The organism is Streptomyces sp. NRRL F-2664 (assembly GCF_000719345.1).
Classification (GTDB): Bacteria; Actinomycetota; Actinomycetes; order Streptomycetales; family Streptomycetaceae; genus Streptomyces.
Window position 1 is genome coordinate 80575 of sequence record NZ_JOFX01000020.1, and the last position, 25917, is coordinate 106491.

Annotated in this window: 24 protein-coding genes; 12 read left to right on the forward strand and 12 right to left on the reverse strand. The window is 72.4% G+C overall.

The window, feature by feature from the left end; all coding sequences use genetic code 11:
- Nucleotides 1-32: 32 nt before the first annotated feature.
- From IF89_RS0118725 to mce, 5 genes are all read right to left on the reverse strand, one after another.
- A complete protein-coding gene (locus tag IF89_RS0118725) occupies nucleotides 33-809 on the reverse strand; it encodes an ABC transporter permease subunit (RefSeq protein ID WP_030768948.1) in 777 nt (258 codons plus the stop codon).
- Nucleotides 810-811: 2 nt separating this feature from the next.
- The gene (locus tag IF89_RS0118730) at nucleotides 812-1831 is read right to left on the reverse strand and encodes an ABC transporter ATP-binding protein (protein WP_030768950.1); all 1020 of its coding nucleotides are present in this window, start codon (nucleotides 1829-1831) and stop codon (nucleotides 812-814) included.
- A gap of 102 nt (nucleotides 1832-1933) precedes the next feature.
- The gene (locus IF89_RS0118735; protein WP_030660359.1) at nucleotides 1934-2872 is read right to left on the reverse strand and encodes a cellulose-binding protein; all 939 of its coding nucleotides are present in this window, start codon (nucleotides 2870-2872) and stop codon (nucleotides 1934-1936) included.
- A gap of 196 nt (nucleotides 2873-3068) precedes the next feature.
- Nucleotides 3069-7625, reverse strand: coding sequence for a polarized growth protein Scy (gene scy, locus IF89_RS0118740; RefSeq protein WP_030768953.1), 4557 nt, complete (start codon nucleotides 7623-7625; stop codon nucleotides 3069-3071).
- Nucleotides 7626-7804: 179 nt separating this feature from the next.
- Nucleotides 7805-8233: a methylmalonyl-CoA epimerase gene (gene mce / locus IF89_RS0118745; protein WP_030768956.1), complete on the reverse strand. Its 429-nt coding sequence runs from the start codon at nucleotides 8231-8233 to the stop codon at nucleotides 7805-7807.
- A gap of 135 nt (nucleotides 8234-8368) precedes the next feature.
- Between mce and IF89_RS0118750 the strand changes: the two genes are divergently transcribed.
- Together IF89_RS0118750 and meaB are read left to right on the forward strand one after the other, a co-directional pair.
- Nucleotides 8369-9568: an acetyl-CoA C-acetyltransferase gene (locus IF89_RS0118750; protein ID WP_030768959.1), complete on the forward strand. Its 1200-nt coding sequence runs from the start codon at nucleotides 8369-8371 to the stop codon at nucleotides 9566-9568.
- 75 nt (nucleotides 9569-9643) lie between these two features.
- Nucleotides 9644-10606, forward strand: a complete 963-nt coding sequence (gene meaB / locus IF89_RS0118755) for a methylmalonyl Co-A mutase-associated GTPase MeaB (RefSeq protein ID WP_030768962.1) — start codon at nucleotides 9644-9646, stop codon at nucleotides 10604-10606.
- Nucleotides 10607-10806: 200 nt separating this feature from the next.
- Here the strand turns inward: meaB and IF89_RS0118760 are convergent, their stop codons facing one another.
- From IF89_RS0118760 to IF89_RS0118775, 4 genes are all read right to left on the reverse strand, one after another.
- Nucleotides 10807-11283, reverse strand: a complete 477-nt coding sequence (locus tag IF89_RS0118760; RefSeq protein WP_030768965.1) for a MarR family winged helix-turn-helix transcriptional regulator — start codon at nucleotides 11281-11283, stop codon at nucleotides 10807-10809.
- A 63-nt stretch (nucleotides 11284-11346) separates the two neighbouring features.
- On the reverse strand, nucleotides 11347-12165 hold the full coding sequence (locus IF89_RS0118765; RefSeq protein ID WP_420706934.1) for an AIM24 family protein: 819 nt from the start codon (nucleotides 12163-12165) through the stop codon (nucleotides 11347-11349).
- Nucleotides 12162-12812, reverse strand: a complete 651-nt coding sequence (locus IF89_RS0118770; RefSeq protein WP_030768970.1) for an AIM24 family protein — start codon at nucleotides 12810-12812, stop codon at nucleotides 12162-12164. The genes IF89_RS0118765 and IF89_RS0118770 overlap by 4 nt, the downstream gene beginning before the upstream one ends.
- Complete coding sequence (locus IF89_RS0118775) at nucleotides 12812-13450, reverse strand: AIM24 family protein (RefSeq protein ID WP_030768973.1); 639 nt, start codon at nucleotides 13448-13450, stop codon at nucleotides 12812-12814. The genes IF89_RS0118770 and IF89_RS0118775 overlap by 1 nt, the downstream gene beginning before the upstream one ends.
- A 187-nt stretch (nucleotides 13451-13637) precedes the next feature.
- Here IF89_RS0118775 and IF89_RS0118780 point away from each other — a divergent pair, with 187 nt between their 5' ends.
- Nucleotides 13638-13982 carry a DUF3817 domain-containing protein gene (locus IF89_RS0118780; protein ID WP_030768977.1) on the forward strand — a complete coding sequence of 115 codons (345 nt, stop codon included), beginning with the start codon at nucleotides 13638-13640 and terminating at the stop codon, nucleotides 13980-13982.
- Complete coding sequence (locus IF89_RS0118785; RefSeq protein ID WP_030768980.1) at nucleotides 13979-14275, forward strand: MTH1187 family thiamine-binding protein; 297 nt, start codon at nucleotides 13979-13981, stop codon at nucleotides 14273-14275. The genes IF89_RS0118780 and IF89_RS0118785 overlap by 4 nt, the downstream gene beginning before the upstream one ends.
- A 58-nt stretch (nucleotides 14276-14333) precedes the next feature.
- On the opposite strand, the gene IF89_RS0118790 is transcribed toward IF89_RS0118785, so the two are convergent.
- A complete protein-coding gene (locus IF89_RS0118790) occupies nucleotides 14334-15398 on the reverse strand; it encodes a glycoside hydrolase family 6 protein (RefSeq protein WP_051807242.1) in 1065 nt (354 codons plus the stop codon).
- Between the two features lie 100 nt (nucleotides 15399-15498).
- Nucleotides 15499-16494 (reverse strand): ArsR/SmtB family transcription factor, encoded by a 996-nt coding sequence (locus tag IF89_RS0118795; protein ID WP_030768986.1) that lies wholly within the window; start codon nucleotides 16492-16494, stop codon nucleotides 15499-15501.
- A 90-nt stretch (nucleotides 16495-16584) separates the two neighbouring features.
- Here IF89_RS0118795 and IF89_RS0118800 point away from each other — a divergent pair, with 90 nt between their 5' ends.
- From IF89_RS0118800 to IF89_RS0118815, 4 genes are all read left to right on the forward strand, one after another.
- Complete coding sequence (locus tag IF89_RS0118800) at nucleotides 16585-17838, forward strand: MFS transporter (protein WP_107047309.1); 1254 nt, start codon at nucleotides 16585-16587, stop codon at nucleotides 17836-17838.
- Nucleotides 17839-17859: 21 nt separating this feature from the next.
- The gene (locus IF89_RS0118805) at nucleotides 17860-18369 is read left to right on the forward strand and encodes a MarR family winged helix-turn-helix transcriptional regulator (RefSeq protein WP_030768998.1); all 510 of its coding nucleotides are present in this window, start codon (nucleotides 17860-17862) and stop codon (nucleotides 18367-18369) included.
- A 72-nt stretch (nucleotides 18370-18441) separates the two neighbouring features.
- Nucleotides 18442-18771 carry a DUF3817 domain-containing protein gene (locus IF89_RS0118810; protein WP_030769001.1) on the forward strand — a complete coding sequence of 110 codons (330 nt, stop codon included), beginning with the start codon at nucleotides 18442-18444 and terminating at the stop codon, nucleotides 18769-18771.
- A gap of 87 nt (nucleotides 18772-18858) precedes the next feature.
- Nucleotides 18859-20559 (forward strand): acyl-CoA mutase large subunit family protein, encoded by a 1701-nt coding sequence (locus tag IF89_RS0118815; RefSeq protein WP_030769005.1) that lies wholly within the window; start codon nucleotides 18859-18861, stop codon nucleotides 20557-20559.
- A gap of 175 nt (nucleotides 20560-20734) precedes the next feature.
- Here the strand turns inward: IF89_RS0118815 and IF89_RS0118820 are convergent, their stop codons facing one another.
- Entirely contained in the window at nucleotides 20735-21358 is a 624-nt protein-coding gene (locus IF89_RS0118820; RefSeq protein ID WP_030769008.1) for a TetR/AcrR family transcriptional regulator, read from the reverse strand.
- Between the two features lie 250 nt (nucleotides 21359-21608).
- Here IF89_RS0118820 and IF89_RS0118825 point away from each other — a divergent pair, with 250 nt between their 5' ends.
- The 4 genes from IF89_RS0118825 to IF89_RS0118840 all read left to right on the forward strand — a co-directional run bounded on the left by IF89_RS0118825 (nucleotide 21609) and on the right by IF89_RS0118840 (nucleotide 25861).
- Nucleotides 21609-22607 (forward strand): tetratricopeptide repeat protein, encoded by a 999-nt coding sequence (locus IF89_RS0118825; protein ID WP_078628390.1) that lies wholly within the window; start codon nucleotides 21609-21611, stop codon nucleotides 22605-22607.
- A 649-nt stretch (nucleotides 22608-23256) separates the two neighbouring features.
- A complete protein-coding gene (locus tag IF89_RS0118830; protein ID WP_030769015.1) occupies nucleotides 23257-23898 on the forward strand; it encodes a DUF6230 family protein in 642 nt (213 codons plus the stop codon).
- Between the two features lie 108 nt (nucleotides 23899-24006).
- The gene (locus tag IF89_RS0118835) at nucleotides 24007-24594 is read left to right on the forward strand and encodes a DUF6114 domain-containing protein (protein WP_030769018.1); all 588 of its coding nucleotides are present in this window, start codon (nucleotides 24007-24009) and stop codon (nucleotides 24592-24594) included.
- Nucleotides 24584-25861 (forward strand): hypothetical protein, encoded by a 1278-nt coding sequence (locus tag IF89_RS0118840; RefSeq protein WP_030769022.1) that lies wholly within the window; start codon nucleotides 24584-24586, stop codon nucleotides 25859-25861. The genes IF89_RS0118835 and IF89_RS0118840 overlap by 11 nt, the downstream gene beginning before the upstream one ends.
- Nucleotides 25862-25917 lie beyond the last annotated feature (56 nt).

Consider the following 25917-nt stretch of genomic DNA (forward strand, 5'->3'; position numbering starts at 1 on the left):
ATGACCCGTAGTCCTTCCGGCGGGCCGGGCCGTCAGGCGTCCCTCTTGTTGAGGACGAGGTAGCCCCCGAGTACCGAGGCGGCCACCCACAGCAGCATGATGCCGAGCCCGCCCCACGGCCCGTACGGCGTCTCGGTGCTGCCGAAGGCGTTCGGCACCACCTGCATGATCTTGGATCCGGCCGCGTCGGGCAGGTACTGGCCGTACCTGCGGGTCGCCTCGAAACCGTTGAGGAGGTTCGAGACGATCAGGAAGAACGGGATCAGGATGCTGATCGAGGCGACCGAGCTGCGCAGCATGGCGGCGACGCCCATGGAGAACAGGGCGAGGAGCGCCATGTACACCCCGGCGCCGACGACCGCGCGCAGGACGTTCTCCGCGTCCAGGCCGGTGCCGTGGTCGCCCAGGATCGCCTGGCCGAGGAAGAACGAGACGAAGCTCGTCAGCAGTCCGACCAGCAGGGCCAGCGCGGTGGCCACGGTGAGCTTGCCGAGCAGGAACCCGCCGCGGGCGGGCACGGCGGCCAGCGAGGTGCGGATCATGCCCGTGCTGTATTCGGTGCTGACCACCAGCACACCGAAGACGATCATCGCGAGCTGGCCGAACTGCATCCCGGAGAAGCTCACCAGGGTGGGGTCGAAGGTGGCCCGGGCGAGCCTGTCCATGTCGTCGAAGCCCGCTGCGGCCGCCATGGAGATCAGGGCGCCGAAGCCGGCGGTGACGATCAGGACGAGCGCGAGCGTCCAGCTGGTGGAGGCGACTGTACGGATCTTGGTCCACTCGGAGGTGAGGACGGCGGAGAAGGCCATGGTCACTCCCCGCCCTTGCGCGCCGAGTCGAAGCCGGCGCCCCAGGCGGGCACGTCGGCCGGGCGGGCCGGGTTGTCGGCCGCGCCGGGTGAACCGGCTGCACCGGGAGCGCCCGGTGCGTGGGAGTGGTACTCGACGGAGTCCGCCGTCATGCGCATGAACGCTTCCTCCAGTGAAGCCCGTTGCGGGCTGAGTTCGTGCAGCACGATCCGGTGCTGTGCGGCCAGTTCGCCGAGCTGCTCCGCGCCGGCACCGTCGATCTCCAGCGCACCCGTGGCGGGGACGGCGACCGCTTCGATCCCCGCCTCGTGCAGCAGGTCCTTGAGCTGCTCCTGCTGCGGAGAGCGCACGCGGACGTAACTGCGGGAGTTCTGGTGAATGAAATCAGCCATAGTGGTATCGGCCAGTAGTCTTCCCTGTCCGATGACGATCAAATGGTCTGCGGTCAGGGCCATTTCGCTCATCAGGTGGGACGACACGAAGATCGTGCGCCCCTCTGCGGCCAGGCCCTTCATCAGATTGCGGATCCACAGAATTCCCTCGGGATCAAGACCGTTGACGGGCTCGTCGAACATGAGGATCTGCGGATCGCCCAGCAATGCGGAGGCGATACCCAGCCGTTGGCCCATGCCCAGCGAAAATCCTTTGGACTTCTTCCTGGCCACGGCGGTCAGCCCGACCAGGTCCAGCACCTCGCCGACCCGGCGCTGCGGGATGCCGTTCGACTGGGCCAGGCACAGGAGGTTGTTGTACGCGCTGCGGCCGCCGTGCATGGCCTTCGCGTCCAGCAGAGCCCCTACGTGCTTCAGCGGTTCCTTGAGGTCCCGGTAGCGCTTCCCGTAGATCCGGACCGCACCACTGGTCGGGTTGTCCAGATCCAGCATCATGCGCATGGTCGTCGACTTGCCGGCCCCGTTGGGGCCGAGGAAGCCGGTCACCACCCCCGGTCTGACCTGGAAGCTGAGGTGGTCCACGGCGGTCTTCGCGCCGAATCGTTTCGTGAGGCCCTCGAGCTCGATCATGCGGCCACGCTAGAACGCCCGAGGGCCCTACGCCACCTCAAAAGAGTGACATAGGGCCCTCGATCAGGCTCTCTTCGCTACCGCCGGGTTGTCGCCCCGGGACTAGCGGCTCTGCTGCGCCGGGACGCCGCGGGTGACCGGCTCGTCGTCCACGATCGGGTTGGCCGCCGCGACGGCCGCACCGGTGAGCGTCGCCAGCATCTCGCGCACGTTGGTCAGCTGCGCGTTGATGGAGTCGCGGCGGTTGGTGAGCGCCGCCAGCTCGCGCTCCGACTCGCTGCGGATGCGGTCCGCCTTGGCGTTCGCGTCGGCCACGATGTCCTCGGCCTGGCGCTGCGCGGTCTCCACGGTCTGGCGGGCCCGGCGCTCGGCGTCCGTACGCAGCTTCTCGGCCTCCAGCCGCAGCTGCTCGGCGCGGTGCTCGATCTCCGCGAGGCGCTTCTCGGCCTTGGCCTGGCGGGAGGCCAGGTCGCGCTCCGACTGCTCGCGGCGCTTGGCCAGGTTGGTCTCGAAGTCCGCGGCGGCCTGGGCGGCCTTGGCGCGGGTCTCCTCGAACAGCGCGTCGGCCTCCTCGCGCTTGGAGGCCGCGTCCTTCTGGGCCTCGGCGCGCAGGGTGGCGGCGTCGCCCTTGGCCTTCTCGACGATGCGGACGCCCTCGTCCTCCGCCTTCGACTTCCGGTCGGCCGCGAACGACTCCGCGTCGTTGCGCACCTGCTGGGCCGCCGACTCGGCGAGCTCACGGTGCTGCTCGGCCGCGCGACGGGCCTCCTCGCGCAGGTCCTTCGCCTCCTCCTCGGCCAGCCGGAGGATCTTCTCGACCCGGGCGCCGAGACCGGCGTACGACGGCTCCGCGTCGTTCACCTGGGCCTGGGCGTTCTGCGTCTCGAGGTGCAGCTCCTCGATCCGCTTTTCCAGAGAGTTGATACGTCCAAGGGCGCTGTCGCGGTCGGAGACCAGCTTGGTAATGCGGTCGTCCACCTGACCGCGGTCATAACCACGCCGCACGAGCTCGAAGCCGAAGGGGGAGGAAGTGTCGCTCATGGGGTTCCTGTCGAATGAGACCGATGAGGTGCTACGTGAGGTGTTAAGGGGAATCCTAGGCGCCCAGACGGCGTGTCATCGAGTCAATCCGCGTTTGATCTGGACAATGACACCCCTTTTGAGTGGCAAGGCGGCGGATTGCTTGTCACCCGTTCGCCTGAACCCCCATCAGGTGCGCACATCCCGGACCGCTTGGCTAGCCCTCCGACGACTTGCCACCCGAACGAGTGGATCCTGCTGTCACTCCCGCCTTGGCGCCCCCCGCGCCCTGGCCGCCCACCGTGGACTTTCCGCCGCCCGAAGGCGCCTCGAATGATTCCAACGCCTCAAGAACGTCCTGGACACGGGAGATCTCCCCCTGAATGTCCTGCCGCCTGCGGACGAGGACCTCCAGCTCACGGCGGCCCTCCTCGACGAGGCGCTCGGCCTCCGCCTTGGCCTCGGCCAGCGCCTTCTCGGCCTCCCGGGCCAGCTCGGCCTTCTTCTGCTCGGCCTCCTTGAGCAGCGTCTCCGCCTTGCGGACCGCCGCGATGCGCACCTTGCTCGCCTCGCTGCTCGCGTCCGACAGCAGCTCCTTGGCCTTCGCCTCGGCCTCGACGCTCTGCTCGGTCGCCGCGCGCACCAGCTTGTCCACGCGCTCGCCGGCCGACTTCATCTGCTCGGCCGACTCCCGGCGGGCCCGCTCGTGGAGCTCCTCAACCTCGCTCTCGACGCGGCCGCGCAGCTCCTCCGCCCGTTCCCTTATGGCGGCGGCGTCCGCGCGGGCGCCGACCAGCAGCTCGTTGGCGTCCGTACGGGCCTTCTCCACCAGGGAGTTGCCCTCGACGGTCGCCTCCGACGTGATCCGCGCCGCCTCCTTGCGGGCGGCGTCGACCATCGCGTCGGCCTGCTCCTCGGCCGCCGTGGTGGCGGCGAGGGCCTGCTGCTGCGCCTCGGCGGTCAGCTTGTCGGCCTCGGCCGCCGCCTCCGTGATGAGCCGGTCGACCTGCTCCGCGGCCTCGGTGCGGCGCTTGTTCGCCTCCTCGCGGGCCTCGTCCAGCAGCCGCTCCGACTCCGTGCGGGCCTCCGCGCGGGTGCGCTCCGCCGCAGCGGCGGCCTCCGCCTTGACCCGCTCGGCCTCCGAGCGGGTCCGGGCCGCGTGCTCCTGCGCCGAGGACAGCGCCTCCGAGGCGTCGGCGCGCAGCCGCTCCGCCTCCGACGCCGCCTCGCCGACCGTGCGTTCGTTGTCCTTGCGGGTCTGCTCGACGAGCTTGTCGGCCTCGGCCGCCGCCTCCGTGATGAGCCGGTCCGCCTGCTCGGCCGCCTCGGTGCGCAGCCGGTTGGCCTCGGCGCGCGCCTCGTCCAGTGCCTGCTCGGCGTCGCGCTCGGCCCCGGCCAGCGTCTCGCCCGCCGCGGCCGTGACGCGGTCCGCCTCCGCGGTGGCCTCGCCGATGATCCGGCCGCCCTCCGCGCGCGCCTCGTCCAGCACCCGGGCCGCGTCCGCGCGCAGCCGGTCGGCCTCCGCCGCGGCCTCGCCGATCGTGACCTCGTTGGCCACGCGCGTCTCGTCGATGAGCCGGTCGCCCTCGGCACGCGAGTCGACCATGATCTTCGCGGCGTCCCGCTCGGCGCTCGCCAGGGTCTCGGCCGCCTGCGACTTCAGCCGTGCCGCCTGCGTGGTGAGGCGTTCGGCCTCCGCCGCCGCCTCGCCCACGGTGGCCGCGTTCGCGGCCCGGGTCTCCTCGATGAGGCGGTCCGCCTCCGCCGACGCCTCGGTGATGAGCCGGTCGACCTGCTCCGCCGCCTCCGTCCGCAGCCGGTTGCCCTCGGCCCGGGCCTCGTCCAGCGTCGCCGCGGCCTCGGCGCGGGCGGCCTCGGCGGCCTCCGCCGCCCCGGTGGTGATGCGTGCGGCCTCCGCCTCGGCGCCGGCCACCGTGGCAGCGTTGGCCGCGAGGGTCTCGGCGGTGAGCCTCTCGGCCTCCGCCGCCGCCTCGGCGGTGATCCGGGCGCCTTCGGTGCGCGCGGCCTCCAGGGACTCCGCCGCCTCGCCGCGGATGCGGTTCGCGTCGTCACGGGCGTCGGCCCGGGTCCGGGCGGCGTCGCGCTCGGACGCGGCCAGCGCGTCCGTGGCCTCGGTCCGCACCCGCTGGGCGTATTCGGCGGTGTCGGTGCGCAGCTGCTCCGCCTCGGCGATCGCCTCGGCGACGGTGCGCTCGGCCAGGGCCTTCGCCGCGTCGGTCTCCGCGCGCGCCTCGGTGCGGATGCGGCCCGCGTCCTCGGTGGCCCGCTCCCGCTCCGCGTGGGCGTCGGCGCGGACCCGGGCGGCCTCCTCCTCGGCCTCGGTCCTCGTACGCTCCGCCACGTGCTCGGCGGCGCTGCGCAGCCCGGCGATCTCCTCCTCGGCCTGCTCGTGCAGACCGGCCACGGCGTCGCGCACCTGCTGGGCGGTGGCCTCGGCCGCCGACACCAGCTCGGACGCGCGGCGCTCGGCCTCCTCGGTCAGACGGGCCGCCTCGGCCTGCGCCTCCTCCGAACGGCGGCGCGCCGCCGCCAGCAGCTCCTCGCTCTGCTCGCGGGCCTGCGCCCGCTCCTGGTCGGCGTCGGTCCGCGCCGCCGCCAGGGTCTCCTCGGCCTCCCGGCGGCGCCGGGCGGCCTCCTCCTGCGCGGCGGACAGCGCCTCGGCCGCCTCCTCGGCGACCCGCTCGGCCGCCGCCTTGGCCTCGGCGCGCAGCCGGTCCGCGGTCTCCTGGGCCTCGGAGCGCACGCGCTCGGCCTCGGCCTCGGCCTCGCCGCGCAGCCGTACGGCCACCTGCTCGGCCTCGGCGCGCACCCGGCCGGCGTCCTGCGCGGCCTCCGTGCGCAGCTGGTCGGCCTCCTGCTCGGACTGCGTCTGCAGGGTGCGGATGCGTTCCGCCGACTCGGCGCGCAGCCGGTCGTTCTCCTCCGTCGTCTCGCGGCGGATGTTCTCCGCCGCCGTACGGGCGTCGCGCAGTGTCTGCTCGGCCGTGGCCAGCCGGCCCTCGGCCTCCGTGTGCAGCCGTACGAGCTCCTCGTCGGCCTCCGCGCGCTTCGCGGCCAGCGCCTGCTCGGTCTCCGCGCGCCGGGCGAGGGCCGCCGCATCCGCCTCGGCGCGGACCGATTCGGCCTGCTCCTCGGCCTCGGCGCGCAGCCGCTCGGCCTCGGCGCGGGTCCGCTCCAGGGTCTCCTCGGCCTGCTTGCGCAGGGTTCCGGCCCGCTCGACGGCCTCGGCGCGGACCCGCTCGCTCTCGGCGGTCGCCCCCGAGCGCAGCTCGTCCGCGTCCGCCTTGGCCTTGCCGAGCAGTTCCTCGGCGGTCTTGGCCGCCTCCTCGATCTGCTGGACCGCCTCGCGGCGGGCCTCGCCGCGGATCCGCTCGCCCTCGGCGACGGCCTCCGCGCGCAGCTGCTCGGCCTCGCCGCGCAGCCGGCGGGCCTCCTCCTGGAGTTCGACCGTGCGGGCCCGGTACTCCTCGGTGTCGTCCTTCGCGGCGCCCTTGAGCTCGTCGGCGGTGGCCGCGGCCTGCAGGCGCAGCCGGTCGGCCTCCGCCTCGGCCTCGCGGCGGATCCGCTCGGCCTCCTCGGAGGCGGCCCGGGTGGTGGCCCGGGCGTCCTCGGAGGCCTTGTTCAGTACGTCCTCGGCCGTGCGGGCCGCCTTCGCCAGCTGCGCCGCCATGTCCTCGGCGGCGGCCGTACGGGCGCTGTCGCCGGCCTCGGCACGCACCCGCTCGGCGTCCGCCCGGGCGTCGGCGAGGACCTGCTCGGCCTCGGCCTTGAGGAGTTCGGCCTCCTTGGTCGCCTCGCCGACCAGGCGGGCCACCTGTTCCTTGGCGGTCCGGGTGCGCTGCTCGTTGACGGACTCCGCCGACGCGAGCTGCCGGGACGCGCTCTCCTTGGCCTCGGCGAGGACCTTCTCGGCCTCGGCGCGGGCCTCGCGCAGCGCGGACTCGGCCTCCTGCACGCGGGATTCGGCGATGCGGCCGAGGTCCAGGGTCTGCTGCCGGGTCTGCTCGGCCTCGGCCGAGGTGGTCGACCGCAGCCGTTCGGCGTGCTGGGTGGCCTCCTGCGCCTGCGCGGAGGCGGCCGTCAGCAGGCGCTCGGCCTCCTTGCGGGCGCGCAGCAGGGTGGACTCGGCCTCCGCGCGGGCCGCCTCGGCGTCGGCGGCCATCCGGCGCCGGGTCTCCTCGGCGACCCGGGCGGCCTCGGCGCGGGCCGCGTTCAGCGACTGCTCGGCCTCGGCGCGGGACTCCTCCATGAGGCGGCGGGCCTGGGCCTCCGTGCGGGCGCGCAGCTGCTCCGCCCAGGCCACGTTCTCGTTGACGTGCGCCTCGACGGTCTGGCGGCGCTCGTTGAGCTCCTGGTCCAGGCGCTGGCGGCGGTTGACGGCCTCGGTGTGCAGTTCGGCCTGCAGGCGCGCCTGGTGCTCGGCGTGCTCCTGGAGGATGCGCTGGGTCTGCGCCCGCGCGTCGCGCAGCTCGCGCTCGGCGTCGGAGCGCATCTGGTCGGCCTGGATCTGGGCGTTGCGGAGCAACTGCTCCGCCTGGTAGCCCATGTCCGCGCCGTCGTAGGCGGGACGGGACGCCAGGGCCCGGCGTACCTCGTGGAGCTTGGCGCGCAGCACCTCGACCTGGTAGCCCAGGTCCTCAGCGTGCTGGACGGCTTTCCCGCGCTCCTTCTTCAGCCGCTCCATCTCGGCTTCGAAGCGCGAGAGATGGTCGGCTTCGGCCTGATGGCTCTCCTGGCTTTCGTAGCCCCGCACAGCGCGGTCCCATCCGTCCCCTGGTCGCAAGCTCACTCCCAATGAGCATCGCTCGCCCGCTGAACGACGCCCCCGGGGGAATGGTGTCAGATACCGGGGCAGGGGTCACAGGCCCCGACCCTCTCCGCACCGAACCCCGGCCGAGCCATGGCCACTCTACCGGCCGGGGAATCGGGGCATCAGTGGTCGGGGTTGGAGGTGACCAGTTCGGTCAGGACGCCGTGGCAGTCCTTGGGGTGCAGGAAGGTGATGGAGGACCCCATCGAACCGGTGCGGGGCTGGTCGTACAGGACGCGGACGCCCTTGCCCCGGATGGCCTCCGCGTCGCCGCGGACGTCCTCGGTGCCGAAGGCGATGTGGTGCACGCCCTCGCCGTTCTTGGCGAGCCACTTGCCCACTGCGGAGTCCTCGCGGGTGGGCTCCAGGAGCTGGAGGTAGGAGGCGCCGCCGTCGGAGGTTTCGTTGATCTTCAACATGGCCTCGCGGACGCCCTGCTCCTCGTTGACCTCGGTGTGGAACACCTCGAAGCCGTACGTGGCACGGTAGAACTCGACAGTCTTGTCCAGGTCGAAGCAGGCGATCCCGATGTGGTCGATTCTTGTCAGCATGGGGACAGTGCACCGCCGAAGGGGGTCGTCACGCAACGTGCGCGCGATCACACCGGCAGCCCGGTGACCGCTGCGGTACCGCCCAGTACATTCACGTAAACCCTCGTTCACTCCTCATCCAAGGGGCTGTGCCTCATGTCCGGATCGAACAACACCACTTCCGTGATCGTCGCCGGGGCCCGCACGCCCATGGGGCGGCTGCTCGGCTCGCTGAAGTCCTTCTCGGGCGCCGACCTCGGCGGCTTCGCCATCAAGTCCGCGCTGGAGCGGGCCGGGATCTCCGGCGACCAGGTCCAGTACGTGATCATGGGCCAGGTGCTCCAGGCCGGTGCGGGCCAGATCCCCGCCCGCCAGGCTGCGGTCAAGGCCGGCATCCCGATGAACGTGCCGGCCCTGACCGTCAACAAGGTCTGCCTCTCCGGCCTGGACGCGATCGCGCTGGCCGACCAGCTGATCCGCGCCGGTGAGTTCGACATCGTGGTCGCCGGCGGCCAGGAGTCCATGACCAACGCCCCGCACCTGCTGCCCAAGACCCGTGAGGGCTACAAGTACGGCGCGGTCGAGATGCTGGACGCGATGGCCTACGACGGCCTCACGGACGCCTTCGAGAACATCGCGATGGGCGAGTCCACCGAGAAGCACAACACCCGCCTCGGCATCGAGCGCGGCCCGCAGGACGAGTTCGCCGCCGCCTCCCACCAGCGCGCCGCCGCCGCCCAGAAGAACGGCGTCTTCGAGGCCGAGATCACCCCGGTCGAGATCCCGCAGCGCAAGGGCGACCCGGTGATCTTCTCCACCGACGAGGGCATCCGCCCGGAGACCACGGTGGAGTCGCTCGGCAAGCTGCGCCCGGCCTTCGCCAAGGACGGCACGATCACCGCCGGCACCTCCTCGCAGATCAGCGACGGCGCGGCCGCCGTGGTCGTGATGAGCAAGGCGAAGGCCGAGGAGCTGGGCCTGGAGTGGATCGCGGAGATCGGCGCCCACGGCAACGTCGCCGGCCCGGACAACTCCCTGCAGTCCCAGCCGTCCAACGCGATCCTGCACGCCCTGAAGAAGGAGGGCCTGGACGTCTCGGACCTGGACCTCATCGAGATCAACGAGGCCTTCGCGGCGGTCGCCGTGCAGTCAATGAAGGACCTGGGCGTGACCCCGGAAAAGGTGAACGTCAACGGTGGCGCCATCGCCCTGGGCCACCCGATCGGCATGTCCGGCGCCCGCGTGGTGCTGCACCTGGCGCTGGAGCTCAAGCGCCGCGGCGGCGGTGTCGGCGCGGCCGCGCTGTGCGGCGGCGGCGGCCAGGGTGACGCGCTGATCCTCCGCGTCGCCAAGTAGCCGCACGGCCGCCGGGCCGCGACCGGCCCGGCGGCCCCCACGCAATCCGTACGAGAACCGAGGAGCGCAGCACGCATGACGGCGGTGGACGTCCCCCAGCTGGTGGCCCAGGCACGGGAGGGCCGACCGAGAGCGGTGGCCCGGCTGATCTCGCTGGTCGAGGGGGCGTCCCCGCAGTTGCGCGAGGTGATGGCCGCGCTGGCCCCGCTGACGGGCGGGGCGTACGTGGTGGGGCTGACGGGGTCGCCGGGTGTCGGCAAGTCGACCTCGACCTCGGCGCTGGTGTCCGCCTACCGCAAGGCCGGCAAGCGCGTCGGCGTCCTCGCCGTGGACCCGTCCTCGCCGTTCTCGGGCGGTGCGCTGCTCGGTGACCGGGTGCGGATGTCGGACCACGCCTCCGACCCGGGGGTCTACATCCGCTCCATGGCCACCCGCGGCCACCTCGGGGGGCTGGCCTGGGCCGCGCCGCAGGCGATCCGGGTGCTGGACGCGGCCGGCTGCGACGTCGTCCTGGTCGAGACGGTCGGCGTCGGGCAGTCGGAGGTGGAGATCGCCTCGCAGGCCGACACCTCGGTGGTGCTGCTCGCGCCCGGGATGGGCGACGGGATCCAGGCCGCGAAGGCGGGCATCCTGGAGATCGGCGACGTGTACGTGGTGAACAAGGCCGACCGGGACGGCGCGGACGCCACCGCCCGCGAGCTCAACCACATGCTGGGGCTGGGGGAGGCGCGCGGCCCCCACGACTGGCGGCCGCCGATCGTCAAGACGGTCGCGGCCCGCGGCCAGGGCATCGACGAGGTCGTCGAGGCGCTGGAGAAGCACCGGGCGTGGATGGACGAGCGCGGGGTGCTCGGTGAGCGGCGGGCGGCGCGGGCCGCGCGCGAGGTCGAGACGATTGCGGTGACGGAGCTGCGGGCGCGGATGGCGGACGTCCACGGGGACGCGCACCTGGGCGCGCTGGCCGCCCGGGTCGCCGAGGGCGACCTGGACCCGTACGCGGCGGCCGACGCCCTGCTGGCGACCTTGACGGAGTCCTGACGCCCGACGCCGGACGCACGGCGCGCGGCGTCTGCCTCCTGCGGCGAGGTCGCGTGGGTGGTGGCGCGGGGGCCGGGCGCCACTCCCCGGCGCCCCCGCGGGTCGCCGGGCGGGGGCGTGGTGCCCGGCGGCGCCGGCAGCGGGCGGACGCCGCCCGCGGTCCGGCCCGGCGCCCCGCGGTGCGCGCCGAGCGCCCCGGCTCAGACCTTGCCGCGGGTGCCGCGCAGGTGCTCCGCCACCGGCGTGAGCGAGGCGCGCAGCGCAGCCAGGGCCTCCGGCGGCAGCAGGTCGATGAAGTGCCGTCGGACGGACGCCACGTGGTGCGGGGCGACCTTCCGCATGGTCTCCATGCCCTCGTCCGTGAGCACCGCGTACAGCCCGCGGCGGTCGGACTCGCAGTTGACCCGGCGGACCAGGCCCGCCGTCTCCATGCGGGTGATCTGGTGCGACAGCCGGCTCTTGGACTGCAGGGTGGCGGTCGCGAGGTCGCTCATGCGCATCCGGTGGTCCTGCGACTCCGAGAGGTTCACGAGGATCTCGTAGTCGTTGTTGGTGAGTCCGAAGGGCTGGAGATCCTTTTCCAGCTGGTGCATGAGCAGCCTGCTGACGTCCAGGTGCGTGCGCCAGGCGCACTGCTCCGCGTCGGTCAGCCAGCGCGTGGCCGTCTCGGTCTCCATGGTCTCCATGAATGAACTCTACCTAAAAAGTTGAATTGCGTACAAAGGCCGGAAGTCCCGACCTCACAGACCGAGGCGGCGCTGGAGGTCACCCAGCTGCCCCGGCATCCGCGGCACACCCTGCTGTCCCATGGACCCCTGCCCGGCCCCCGGCACGCCGTGCGCGTTGCCCGCGGCCGCTCCGGCGCCCACCGTGCCCACCGCGTGCTCGGCCATCAGCATCTCCGAGGACTGCAGGAGCACCGTCCCGGCTCCGACGAACTCGAACTGGTGCTCCTCGCCCGAGGTGCCCCCGATGCCGGCCAGCGAGCGCAGTCCGCCCATCACGCCGGACATGTAGCCGTGATCGTAATGGTGGCAGGGGGACGGGCAGTCCGCCCAGCCGACGAGCGCCTGCGGGTCCACGCGCAGCGGCGGCTCCATGAACACCACCGGCCCGTTGGAGGCCGCCACGAACTTGCCGGTTCCGATCAGCGTCAGGAAGCCCGGGACGATCGACTGCTTCAGGGCGAGCGAGGGCTGGTAGGCCAGCAGGTTGCCCGAGCGGATCGTGAGGTTGCCGTCGTCGAGGTCGTACGAGTTCACGTCGAAGGCCCGGTCGGCCAGCAGCATCTTGCCCTGGCCCTCGGCGACCACCCAGTCGCTCGCGTGCAGCGGCGAGTGGAAGCTGGTGCGCAGCAGGCGGTCGAAGCGTCCGTTGCCGATGCCGTTGAACTCGATGCGCCCGTAGTACGAGATCATCTTGCCCTTCTGCAGGAACCACTGGCTCCCCTTGAGCTCCACGCAGAAGGTGTAGGCGTTGACGTTGTCGTCGGACGGCAGCGTGTACGGGTCGAAGACCGTCGGGCCGCCCGGTCCGCCCAGCACGGGGCCAAAGTTCACAGCTTCTCCTCGGAGGCCTGTACGTACACCGCGCCCTGGCCGGACAGTTCCAGCTGGAACGCCTCGCCCGAGCCGCGCCCCACCATGTCCCGCCAGCCGAGGGCGGTGGAGAGCTTGTTCCTGACGTCCCCGTGGTGGGCCACGTAGGCCTGGGGGTCCACGTGGACCGGCCGGTTCGGGGTGATGGGGAGCTCGATGACCCCGCCGTGGGCCATGACGGCGACCGAGCCGTGGCCCTTGAGGGTGGTGGTGAACAGGCCCTGGCCGGTCACCTGGCCGCGGACCATGCCCATGACGCCGCCCTGCGAGCCCATGAACATGGTGCCCTGCTGGAGGGTGCCGTCGAAGGCGAGCAGCCGGTCGGCCTCGACGTAGAGGGTCTCGCCGGTCAGGTTGATCACCTGGATGTGGTGGCCGCCGTGGCCGAACATCACGGTGCCGCTGCCCTCGACCGTCATCAGCGGGGTCTGCTCGTTCGCCACGCGACGGCCGATCATGCCCATGACCCCGCCCTGACCGCCCGTCAGGCTCGGGGTGAAGGAGACGTCCCCGCGGTACGCGAGCATCGCGCCGCGCTGGCTGAACATCCTCTGGCCCGGGACCACCTGGGCCTCGACCATCTTCGAGTTGATCTCGCGGAACGGCATCAGATGTCGCCCCCGACGGTGTTGCGCTCGCTCGGCTGCACGTACACCAGGCCCTCGCCCTCGAAGCGGATCTGGAACGCCTCGCCGGAGCCCTCGCCGATCAGCGTGCGGAAGGTCACACCGGACTGGAAGGACTGCTGGAGGTTGCCGGTGTGCGCGATGTACGCCCCCGGGTCGACGGACAGCGGGTACTGGGCGCTCACGCGCAGCACCACGGCCGGCCCGTCGGAGATGATGGCCGCCTGGCCCGAGCCCTCGACCGTCGTGGTGAACAGCCCGTTGCCCGTGGAGGCGCCGCGCAGTCCGGTGAAGGTGGTGCCGGTCCGCAGGCCGGCGTCGGTGCACAGCAGGTTGCTGGACTCGACGTAGAGCTTCTCGCCGCGCAGATCGACCAGGTTGATCTCACTCGCGCGGTCGGCGAAGAAGCAGGTGCCGTGCCCCTGTACCTCCATCACCGTCATCTGTTCGCCGGTCAGCCGGCGGGTCACCATGCCGCGGAGGCCTTCGCCGCCGCCGGACATCTTCTTGAAGGCCATCTGCCCGTCGTACGCGACCATGGAGCCGTTCTTCGCTTTCACGGCGTCCCCGGTCAGGTCGACGGCCAGCACCTTGCTGCCTTGGAGTCGGAACTGAGCCACGGGAAGACGTTATCGGCACCGGGCGGACCCGAACAGGGCCCGTGGCCGAGACATGCCACACCTCGGCAGTTTGGGCGCGAAACCGGTGCGATCCGGGCTCCCGCCGCGCGGCAGGGGCCGGGTCAAGATCCCGCAAAGCGGCTGAGACACTGGGAGGCGACCCTGGCCTCCACCCCGAAGGTTCCACGTGGACATCAAGACCGCCTCCGCCCTGCACCGACTGCGCCTCGTCTCCGTCCCGGAGGCGCTGTCGTTCCCGGCCCTGCTGATCTTCGGCTCGCTGCTGAGCCGGGTCTCGGACATCGACTACCTGCTGATGCCGCTGGGCCTGCTGCACGCGTTCCTGTTCATGGTCTACTCGGTGCTGCTGCTGGACGTCTGGTACAAGGCGAAGTGGCCCTTCAAGAAGGTCCTGTTCTTCTTCGTCCTCTCGGTGGTTCCGCTGGGCGGTCTCTACGGCGACAAGCTGCTCAAGCGCGAAGAGGCCGACAGCGTGGTCGCGGCCCGTGCCCCTGAGGCGGCCCAGGCGTGATCGTCGCGTTCTCGGTGACCCCGCTCGGCGTCGGTGAAGAGGTCGGCGAGTACGTCGCCGACGCGGTCCGCGTGGTGCGCGCGTCCGGGCTGCCGAACCGCACCGACGCCATGTTCACCACCGTCGAGGGTGAGTGGGACGAGGTCATGGACGTGATCCGGCGCGCGGTCGCCGCCGTCGAGGAGCGGGCGCCCCGCGTCTCCTTCGTCCTGAAGGCGGACATCCGCCCCGGCGTCACCGACGGGATCACCTCGAAGGTGGAGACGGTGGAGCGCCACCTCGGCCAGAGCTGAACCGCCCGCCCCGCACGCCACGAGCGCCCCTGGCCCAGCCGGCCGGGGGCGCTTCCGCCTACGGGGGAGTGTCCCGGGCGCGGCGGGCCAGGCCGAGGGCCTGCTCGGGCCACCAGGTGCCGGCCTCCGGGCCGCCGCGGCAGGTCCCGTCCGACTCGCCGGGCCGCCTCACCCACAGGTACGCGTCGACCAGCGGGTCGCCGGTCCGGTCGGTCGGCGGCGTGCCCAGGGCGCGGCCCGGCGGGTTGCACCCGGCCCGGGCGCGGTCGCCCGGCGGCGTCCCCGCGCCGTTGCGGCCGGTGTCGACGACGTAGTGCCGACCCCCGGTGGCCCGGGACAACTGCGCGCCGTAGGCGCGCACCTCCGCGTCCGGCCGGTAGCCGGAGACGTTGAGGGCGAAGCCGTCGGCGCGGTCGAGGCCCGCCTCGCGGAGGGGGCCGGCGAGGTCCGCCGGATCGCGGACCCGGTCCGGACCTCCCGCGTCCAGGTAGACCTTCGTGCGGGGGTTGCGCTTGAGCCGGTCGACGGCCTCGGACAGCAGCCGGTAGCGCTCGGTGCGCCGCCCGTCGCGCACGCAGCCCTCGACGGCGTGCGCGACGGCGTGCGGTTCCAGGACCACGAGGGCGTCGGCGTCGCCGATCGCGTCGGCGAAGGCACCGATCCAGCGGCGGTAGGCCGCGGCGTCGGGGGCGCCCCCGGCCGGCTGCCGACCGCAGTCGCGGTGCGGGATGTGGTGCGCGGCGAGCACCAGGGTGCGCCCGGCGGCCTTCGCCCCCGCGCGGGCCCGGCGGATCGCCGGGCCCGGATCGCCCGGCCGCCCCCACAGCGCCACCGGGCGGTCGGCGATCCGGCGCAGCACCTGGGCGTCGCCGTAGCGGCCCCGCGCCTCCCAGGCCAGCACCTGCCGGGCGGCCTCGCTGCCGGGATCCACCCAGAACACCGCCCCGCCGTCGAGGGCGGGCGCCGCGGCGGAGGCCGTGGCACCGGCGGCAGGACCGCCCGGCCGCGGCCGGGGATCCGTGGTGCAGGCGGGGACCGCCGTGAGCAGCAGCAGGAGGCCGAGGGCGGCGGCGCGCCGGGGGCGGTGCGGCCCGGGGTGCGGCCGGGGGACGACGGGTGGCATCCGGTTTCCTCGGGACGAAGGGTCGGGTGGCAGACCGCAAGACCGGAATATGGTGACATGACGGACCGTCGGCTCCCTCCTGCGACACCGGCCCCGCCGGTCAGCCGGCGGTGTCCCCGGTGGTGAGGGCGATCGCCAGCGGGGTGCGCTCGTAGAGCACCTGGTGGCCGCGGCGGGCGGAGATCAGCAGACCCGCCGCGTGCAGCACCCCCAGGTGCGCCGAGACGGTGGACGGGGCGAGGCCCAGGCGGTGGGCGAGAGCCGTCGTCGAGGCCGGTTCGTCCAGCGCGCACAGCACGTCCGCGCGGCCCCGGCCCAGCAGCCGGGCCAAGGCGGTCGGCGTGTCCTCGCCCGCCGGGGTCCACAGGGCGCCGATGCCGCGTGCCGGGTAGACGACCGTCGGCTGCCAGGGCGGGTCGAACCCGCCCGCGATCTGCGGCCAGACGAAGGCGCTCGGCATGAGCAGCAGCCCCTGGCCCCCCAGGACGCGGTCGTGGTGACTGGGCCGCTCGATGGTCAGGGTGAGCGAGGCCGCGTCCCAGGACAGTCCGGGATGCAGACCGTCGAAGAGCGACTCCAGCCCGCCCGCCGCCAGACGTCGCGTGTGAAAGAGGACGTCCGCCTCCAGCAGGGCCCGCAGCCGCGGCCAGTGCGGCTCGACCAGCACGGTCCAGGCCCGCTCCAGCAGGTCCGCCAGCTCGCGCACCGCCCGCGCCGGATCGGCGAGCAGGCCCCGGCCCAGGTCGCTGTCCAGCGCCCCGGGCGTGCACGCCAGCGACCTGCGCATGTCCTCGCGCGCCGCGGCCGGATCGGCCGCCCTGATCACCGCGAGCTCCTCCTCGAAGGAGACGCCGGGTCCGCTCGGCGGCGGGCTGATGAAGTCCGTACTGTGCCCCCGGCGCGGCATCAGCAGCCACAGCGGCCGCAGGTCCAGCCCGTCGGCGGCGGACCGGATCCGGCGCAGCCACGGCAGGTGGTAGCCCTGCCGGTCGGGTCGGCTCAGCGTGCGGATCGCCTCCTGCGTCTCCCACGCCGGAGACAGGGCGAACCGGCAGCGCAGCAGGTCCTCGTGCCCGAAGCGGTGATGCAGTGCCATGCCGCGCTCCCGCTCCCCGGGCCCCGCGCCCGACATTCGCCCCAGGCCGAATCCCTACGTCCGGCCAGCCTAGGCCCCGACGCTGCCCTCATGGCAACCGTCACCCCGGCCGCGGCCGCAGCGCGCCCCGCCGGCTACCGCACCGTCCTGCGGACCCCGCAGTTCCCGGCCGTCTTCGCCGCGCACCTGATGTCCGTACTCGGTCTGGTCGTCGCCGAGATCTCGCTCTCCGTCCTCGTCCACCGCCTCACCGGATCACCGCTGCTGAGCGCCCTCACCTTCGCGCTCGGCTTCCTCCCGTACGCCCTCGGCGGCACCCTGCTCGCCGGGATCGCCGACCGCCACCCCGCCCGGCGGGTGCTCGTCACGTGCGACCTCGTCTGCGCGGCGTGCGCGGCGGCCATGGTGCTGCCGGGCACCCCCGTCGCCGCGCTCCTCGTCCTGCGCTGCGCCATGGCCTTCGTCGCCCCCCTCTTCCAGGGCACGCGCAACGCCTCCCTCCCCGACATCCTCGGCACCGGCGAGGCCTATGTCCTGGGCCGCTCGCTGCTGCGCCTGGTCGCCCAGAGCGCGCAGCTCGTCGGCTTCGGCCTGGGCGGGCTGCTGCTCACCGTGCTCGCCCCGCGCGGCGCCATCGCGCTGACGGCCGCCGGCTTCCTCGGCTCGGCCCTGCTGCTGAGGCTGGGCACCCGCGCCCGCCCCGCGCGCACGGGTGCCCGCACCTCCCCGTTCGCCGGCGTGCGGGCCGTCCTCGGGCGGCGCCGGCTGCGGGCGCTCACCCTGCTCTTCTGGCTGCCCCCGGCCTTCCTCGTCGTCCCCGAGGCGCTCCTCGCCGCGTACGCCGACGGCATCGGCGCCTCCACCGCCGTCCTCGGGCTGATGATGTGCGCCATGCCCGTCGGGACCGTCGCAGGAGAACTGTGGGCGGGCTCCGCGCTCAGCGCACGGACGCGTTCGCGGATCGTGGCCCCGCTGGCCGCCGCCGGGCTGCTGCCGTTCCTCCTCTACGCCGGCCGGCCCGGCGTGCCCCTCGCACTGCTCGCGCTGCTGCTCGCCGGGCTGGCCCACGCGTACACCCTCGGGCTCGACCAGTGGTACGTGGACGCCGTCCCCGACGAGCTGCGCGGCCGGGCGATGACCCTGCTCAGCACGGGCCTGATGTCCCTCCAGGGGGTGGGCATGGCCCTCGCCGGGCTCGCCGCCGAGTTCTTCCCCGTGCATACGGTCGTCACCGGTGCAGGAGTGCTCGGCACGGCCGTCGTGGCGGCGCTCCTGGCCGAACTGCGGTGCGCCGTCCGGCAGGAGGAGCGACTGAGGGATGAGACGGCCCCCGCCGGAAAGTGACCTCCCGGTAGGGTCGGAGGCGTGCCCAAGCCGCTCAGCCTTCCCTTCGACCCCATCGCCCGTGCCGACGAGCTCTGGCAGCAGCGCTGGGGGCCCGTGCCCTCGATGGCCGCGATCACCTCGATCATGCGCGCCCACCAGATCCTGCTCGGCGAGGTCGACGCGGTCGTCAAGCCGTACGGGCTGACCTTCGCGCGCTACGAGGCCCTCGTGCTGCTCACCTTCTCCAAGGCGGGCGAGCTGCCCATGTCGAAGATCGGCGAGAGGCTGATGGTCCACCCGACCTCGGTGACCAACACCGTGGACCGGCTGGTGAAGTCGGGACTGGTCGCCAAGCGGCCCAACCCGAACGACGGCCGCGGCACCCTGGCCTCCATCACGGAGAAGGGCCGGGAGGTCGTCGAGGCCGCCACGAAGGACCTGATGGCCATCGACTTCGGACTTGGCGCCTACGACGCGGAGGAGTGCGCGGAGATCTTCGCCCTGCTCCGCCCCCTGCGGGTGGCCGCTGCGGACTTCGAGGAGTCCTGAGGGCCGCACCCCCGTTCCGCGATGCCGGGGCCGCGTCAAGATCGAGCAAAACGGACGGTTAGGCTCGTCCGCATGAAACGAAGCGTGCTGACCCGCTACCGCGTCATGGCCTACGTGACCGCGGTCATGCTCCTGATCCTGTGTGCCTGCATGGTGGCGAAGTACGGCTTCGACACCGGCGCCGAGCTGACCTTCTTCGTGTCGCAGACCCACGGCGTGCTCTTCATGATCTACCTGGTCTTCGCCTTCGACCTGGGCTCCAAGGCCAGGTGGAGCTTCGGCAAACTGCTCTGGGTGCTCGTGTCGGGCACGATTCCGCTGGCGGCGTTCTTCGTCGAGCGGAGGGTGCGCGCCGAGGTCGAGCCGCTGGTCAGCGACTCCCTCACGACCGCCCGCGCCTGATACGGGACGAGCGTCACCCGCCCCCGGGGCGAGTCCCCGGGGGTTTGCCATCGACATTTACTAGGACGTCCTAGTAAATTCGTGGGTATGGACGCTGAAGCCATCGAGGAGGGCCGCCGCCGCTGGCAGGCCCGTTATGACAAGGCCCGCAAGCGCGAGGCAGACTTCACCACGCTCTCCGGCGACGAGGTCGAGCCGGTCTACGGGCCGCGGCCCGGCGACGCCTACGAGGGCTTCGAGCGGATCGGCTGGCCCGGGGAGTACCCGTACACCCGCGGCCTGCACGCCACCGGCTACCGGGGGCGGACCTGGACCATCCGCCAGTTCGCCGGCTTCGGCAATGCCGAGCAGACGAACGAGCGCTACAAGATGATCCTGGCCGCGGGCGGCGGCGGCCTCTCGGTCGCCTTCGACATGCCGACCCTCATGGGGCGCGACTCCGACGACCCCCGCTCGCTCGGCGAGGTCGGCCACTGCGGTGTCGCCATCGACTCCGCCGCCGACATGGAGGTCCTCTTCCAGGACATCCCCCTCGGCGACGTCACGACCTCCATGACCATCTCGGGCCCCGCCGTGCCCGCCTTCTGCATGTACCTCGTGGCCGCCGAGCGCCAGGGCGTGGACCCCGCCGTCCTGAACGGCACGCTCCAGACGGACATCTTCAAGGAGTACATCGCCCAGAAGGAGTGGCTCTTCGAACCCGAGCCGCACCTGCGCCTCATCGGCGACCTGATGGAGTACTGCGCCAAGGGCATCCCGGCCTACAAGCCGCTCTCCGTGTCCGGATACCACATCCGCGAGGCCGGGGCCACGGCCGCGCAGGAGCTCGCCTACACCCTCGCCGACGGCTTCGGCTACGTGGAGCTGGGCCTCTCCCGCGGCCTGGACGTGGACCACTTCGCCTCCGGCCTCTCCTTCTTCTTCGACGCACACCTCGACTTCTTCGAGGAGATCGCCAAGTTCCGCGCCGCCCGCCGGATCTGGGCGCGCTGGATGAAGGAGGTGTACGGGGCCAAGAGCGAGAAGTCGATGTGGCTGCGCTTCCACACGCAGACCGCCGGCGTCTCCCTCACGGCGCAGCAGCCGTACAACAACGTGGTGCGCACCGCCGTGGAAGCCCTCGCGGCCGTCCTCGGCGGCACCAACTCGCTGCACACCAACGCCCTCGACGAGACCCTCGCGCTGCCGAGCGAGCAGGCGGCCGAGATCGCCCTGCGCACCCAGCAGGTCCTGATGGAGGAGACCGGCGTCGCCAACGTGGCGGACCCGCTGGGCGGCTCCTGGTACGTCGAGCAGCTCACCGACCGCATCGAGGCCGACGCCGAGCGGATCTTCGAGCAGATCAAGGAGCGCGGCCTGCGCGCCCACCCGGACGGGCAGCACCCCATCGGCCCGATCACCTCGGGCATCCTGCGCGGCATCGAGGACGGCTGGTTCACCGGCGAGATCGCCGAGTCCGCCTTCCAGTACCAGCGGGCGCTGGAGAAGGGCGACAAGCGGGTCGTCGGCGTCAACGTCCACCACGGGTCGGTCACCGGCGACCTGGAGATCCTGCGGGTGAGCCACGAGGTGGAGCGCGAGCAGGTCCGCGTGCTCGCCGACCGCAAGGCGCGCCGCGACGATGCCAAGGTGGCCGAGTCCCTGAAGGCCATGCTGGACGCCGCCCGGGACGGCTCGAACATGATCCCCGCCATGCTGGACGCGGTGCGCGCCGAGGCCACCCTGGGCGAGATCTGCAACACGCTCCGCGACGAGTGGGGCGTCTACACCGAGCCGCCGGGCTTCTGATCCCCGACGCCCCGGGTTCGCACCGGGCCGGTCGTGTCCCCGTACGGTGGGGGCATGACCGGCCTTCCCGTTTCCGCCGGGGGAGCCGCCCGCGGATCGCGGCCGGCAGGTCCGGGTGAACCGGCCGGGCCGGCGGCAGGGGCGTGCGGTGGCAGGAGTGCGCAGGCGGCGGGTCTCAGGCGGCGGCGGCCGGGCCGCGCAGGCCGTGCATCAGCAGCGCGGTGAAGGCGGCCACCCACAGCTCGTCCACCGGCTCGGAGCTCACCAGGGCGCGGTGGACGACGGTGCCGGCGATCACGTCGAAGATCAGGTCGGTCGTGCGGCCCGCGAGGAACTCGTCCTCCTCCTGGGGGAGTTCGCCGCGGGCCTGGGCCCGCTCGCGACCCAGTACGACGAGACGTTTCTGCCGGTCCACGATCGCCGACCGGATCCGGTCGCGCAGGGCCTCGTCCCGGGTGGACTCGGAGACCACCGCCATCAGGGCGGTGCGGGCCTCCGGGCGCCGCAGCAGCTCCGCGAAGCGCAGGACCACGTACTCGATGTCGGCTTCCAGAGAGCCCCGGTCCGGCAGTTCCAGCGAGTCGAAGAGCTCCGCCACGGCGTCCACGACCAGCTCGCTCTTGCCCGCCCAGCGCCGGTACAGCGTGGTCTTGGCGACCCCTGCCCGGGCGGAGACGTCGCCCATCGTCAGCTTCGACCAGCCCAGTTCGACCAGCGCATCCCGGGTGGCGGCGAGGATGGCGGCGTCCGCGGCCGCGCTGCGGGGGCGACCGGTGCGGCCGGGGCTGGCATTGCGCATGGCCGAGACCATACCCGTCGGTAGCCGAACGGGCTGCTGTGGTTCAGATCACGCTCGCCGCGGGGGCGCGTAGGGCCTCGGGGGGAGTTACGCTACGGCTCGTAGCGTAAGAGCGACAACCACGCGAAGGGCTACAGGCGCCAGGTGGGGACCCGGCGCCGCACCAGCAACACGATCGCGGCGGAGCGGCGGCACGGCCAATTCGCGCGATCTTTTTCGTCGGCGCGCGCATACGGGGGAGGATGTACGCATGCAGCCCAGAAACATGTCCATGAGCGGCGTCGTCGACCTCGCCGCGGTGAAGGCGGCCGGCGAGGCCAAGGCCAAGGCCGAGCAGGCCCGCGCCGAGGCGGCACGCGCGGCGAGCCAGGGCGGCGGGGCCGCCCCGTCCGCCGGCGCCGTTCCGCCGTCCGCGCTCGTCGTCGACGTCGACGAGGCCGGCTTCGAACGTGATGTGCTCCAGCTCTCCGCGGAAGTCCCGGTCGTCCTGGACTTCTGGGCCGAGTGGTGCCAGCCGTGCAAGCAGCTCAGCCCGCTCCTGGAGCGCCTGGTCACCGAGGCAGGCGGCCGCCTCGTGCTGGCCAAGGTGGACGTCGACGCCAACCAGATGCTGATGCAGCAGTTCCAGATCCAGGGCATCCCGGCCGTCTTCGCCGTGGTCGCCGGTCAGGTGCTGCCGCTCTTCCAGGGGGTGGCCCCCGAGCAGCAGATCCGCGACACCCTCGCCCAGCTGGTCCAGGTCGCCGAGGAGCGTTTCGGCATCATCGGCCTCGAGGTGGACCCGAACGCCGCGGCCCCCGCCGGCCCCGCCGAGGCCGAGGCCCCGGCCGGCCCGCACGACGCCCTGCTGGAGGCGGCCGTCGTCGCCCTCGACGCGGGCGACCTGGGCGGCGCGGTGCAGGCGTACAAGAACGTGCTCGCGGACGACCCGGCCAACACGGAGGCCAAGTTGGGCCTCGCCCAGGCGGAACTGCTCGCCCGGGTCCAGCACATGAACCCCCAGGCGGTGCGTGCGGCGGCCGCCGAGAACCCGCGGGACCCGGCGGCGCAGATCGCCGCGGCCGACCTCGACCTGGTGGGCGGTCACGTGGAGGACGCTTTCGGGCGTCTGGTGGATACGGTCAAGGTGACGTTCGGTGACGATCGGGATGCGGTGCGGCTGCGTCTGCTCGAACTGTTCGAAGTCATCGGCGCGGACGATCCGAGGGTGACCGCGGCGCGGACGGCGCTGGCGCGCGTGCTGTTCTGAACGGGCTCGCGCCTCGCTCCCGGCCGGTGCCGGACCGGCTCCACAGCCGCTCCGTGCCGGTCCCGGGAGGGGTCCGGGACGTATTGGAGCCGCCGACGATTTGTTGACACGTGGATAAACAGCGGCCGCACTTTGCCAAAACTTGGGAATTGCGGCCGCTGTTACTCGCAGTAAATCGAACCCCGTGAACTGTCCGGTGTGTTCACGATTCCCCCGTTCTGTCATGGCCGCCGGTGGCACCCTCCGTTGCGGACGGACGGTAACGCGCCGCATTCAGGTTATCTGGCCGTTACCCGCCAGTAACGAACCCCCTTGTGCCCCGGCCGGGAATGGACCACGATCGGCGACGCTCGGTCCTTCCCGCAGAGCCGCTCACTCGGAGCCGCGGTGGAGGGTCCCCACCGGGCCGGCCGGTGGCAGTGGCACCGGCCGCGGGACAGGGGGGTCTCCGCCGTACGGCGGGGCCTGTCCTCCAGGTTGCGCGAACGCGTGGCCCAGTGGTTGTCGCTCGGGGGTGAACGCCGGTGTATCGGACGTGGCACGGCCGCGGCCCGGCCGCCTGCGCTCCTTCCCGAGGACGTAGCACTTCTCCCATCCCAGGACGGGCTCGGCCCGGACCGGAGATGTACGTCCGAGAAGGAGGAACGAAATGAGTTCTCAGGTTCGTGGCGGGACCAGATGGAAGCGCTTCGCGCTCGTCATGGTGCCGAGCATCGCGGCCACCGCCGCGGTCGGTGTGGGTCTGGCGCAGGGTGCCCTCGCGGCGTCCTTCAGCGTCTCCGGCCAGGACTTCAAGGTCACGGCCGACAAGCTCGACGGTGACAACCTCATCCAGTACGGCGGCATTGCCGAGGGGCACGACCTCAAGGGCAAGGCGCAGCACCACCCGGTCACCATCTCCGGGTTCAGCCACGCCGAGATCACCAACATGTGCCAGTCGCTGGTGACCCCGACGCCGCTGGGCAACATCACGCTGCAGCTGCGCACCGGCCACAAGGGCAAGCCGGCCGTCGCCGACAACATCTACCTGGATGTTGCGGAGCTCGACACGGACGCCGAGTTCAAGAACCTGGACATCGGTGTCGCGGTCGGCGACCCGAGCCACAAGACGAAGCCGCAGGCGGGCACCGTCAGCAGCCCGTACGCGTTCTCGCAGCGCGCCGACAAGGCCATCCTGACGAACGTGCGCCAGAAGGCGTGGGCGACCACGGCCGGCACGTTCAAGCTGCCCGACCTCAAGCTGCGTCTGCTCGGTGGCGACCAGCCCTGCTACCAGGACATCAAGGACTGAGTCCGTCCCGGTGACTGACCGGACGGGCGGGTGGCGACGGCCGTCCCCGCCCGCCCGTCCGGGCTCCACAGAGTTCTCCGTACCACCGTTTCCAGGGAGCTGTTGTCCATGAACCCCCAGGCCCCGGTTTACGTTCGCGCAGAAGACGACGCCTGGCTCACCGTGGTGTACTACCACTTCCATGCCTGGAGCGGTCGCCGTCCCTTCTGGGCCGGGCTGTTCACGCTCCTCGGTGGCTTCCCGATCGCGTACTTCCCGTACGCGGACTTCCGGTTGGGCAACGTCAGCCTCGCGATGGCCACCACGGGCGGCGCAGGCGCACTGATCATCGGCGTACTGCTGATCACGCTGGGTCTGGCCCTCTGGTTCCAGCAGACCATCCGCGTCTTCGCCGGAGTCGCCTCGATCCTGCTGGCCCTGGTGTCCCTGCCGGTGTCCAACCTGGGCGGTTTCGGGATGGGCTTCATCCTGTCCCTCGTCGGCGGCGCACTCGCACTGTCGTGGGCGCCCGGACAGCCGGCGGACGAGCAGCCGGCGCACCAGCAGCCGGCGGCCCAGCAGCCGGCCGCGGTCGCCCTGGCCAAGACGGATGCGGGAGCGGGCGACCCGGACGCTGCGGGGCCCCGCGAGACGGAGACGGCACACGCGAGCCAGACGACTGCCCACGCCGATGGCGGGAGGAACAGTGCGGGGTGACGAGACGCAGCGGGGCGCGACCCCAGGCGCAGAGTCCCGTGTGAGGACGGGCCCGCGACACGCGGCGCCCAGGAAGTCCCTGCTGAACAAGATCCAGATACCCGTCGGCAAGACGATGGCGCTGGCGGCGATGCCGACGGCCGTGTTCGTCGGGATGGGCATGGCGCCCAAACTGGCCGTGGCCGACGACAAGGAAATCCCCTTCGCGCCCGGACCGTGCGTGACGCGGTCGGACGAGCCCGCGGAGACGGAGTCGAAGTCCCCGTCCCCCACGCCCTCGAAGACGGCCTCGCCGAGCGCCTCACCGAGTGCCGGCGCGTCGCCCGCACCGTCCACGGCGGCGAAGCCGAAGCCCAGTGCCTCCCCGTCGGCGACGAAGTCCCCCTCGGCGGACGCCCCGGCCCCGACCACCACGCCGTCGCCGACCACGTCCGCGAACCCGCTGGACCCGCTGGGCGTCGGCGACAAGATCAAGGACCTCTTCGACGGGATCGCCCGGCCCCCGGGGGACCCCGCGGCGACCCCGGCGCCCACGGCCTCGCCGTCCACGACGCCGCCGCCGAAGTCGGACCCGGCTCCGGACCCGGCCGCGGACGCGATCCGGGACGCCGCCAAGCAGGCCGGCGCCAAGGTCGAGGAACTGCCCGACGCGGTCAAGGACACCGTCAAGAAGCCCAAGGACGAGACCTCCGGGGCCGACAAGGACAAGGACGGCGAGGACAAGGCCGGCGACACCTCCGACAAGGACGGCGCCGACAAGGATCCGGACGGGAAGGAACCCTTCCCCTGCCCGACCCACGACGCCGAGGCCCTCGCCAACGCCGAGCTGGAGCCCGGCATCCCGCTCCTGCCCGACGAGCCCTGGTACCTCGACAGCTCGCTGCTGACCCTGTACGGGCTGGACTACCACGGCATCGTCGAGGTGAAGACGGCGGGCGGGAAGACCAAGAAGGTCCTGAAGTTCACCGCCGACTCGCTGGACATCAAGGACCTCTACCAGACGGTCGGCAAGGGCGGGAACATCGCCCACCTGAAGTCCCGCCCCGGCTCCACGTCCAAGATCCGCGGGGCCACGGTGACGATGTACACCGAGAGCCTCAAGGGGAACCTCTTCGGCCTGATCCCGATCGAGTTCTCCCCGAACACCCCGCCGCCGCTGAACGTCCCCTTCGCGTTCTTCACGGACGTCAAGGTCGTCCAGGCCGGCCAGTTCGGCGGGACCCTGACGGTCCCGGGCCTGAAGAACTACATCGGCCCGCCGGAGTAGACCCGGTGGCGCCGCGGCGCCGTACGCACCGAGGGCGGCACCCCGCATCACTGCGG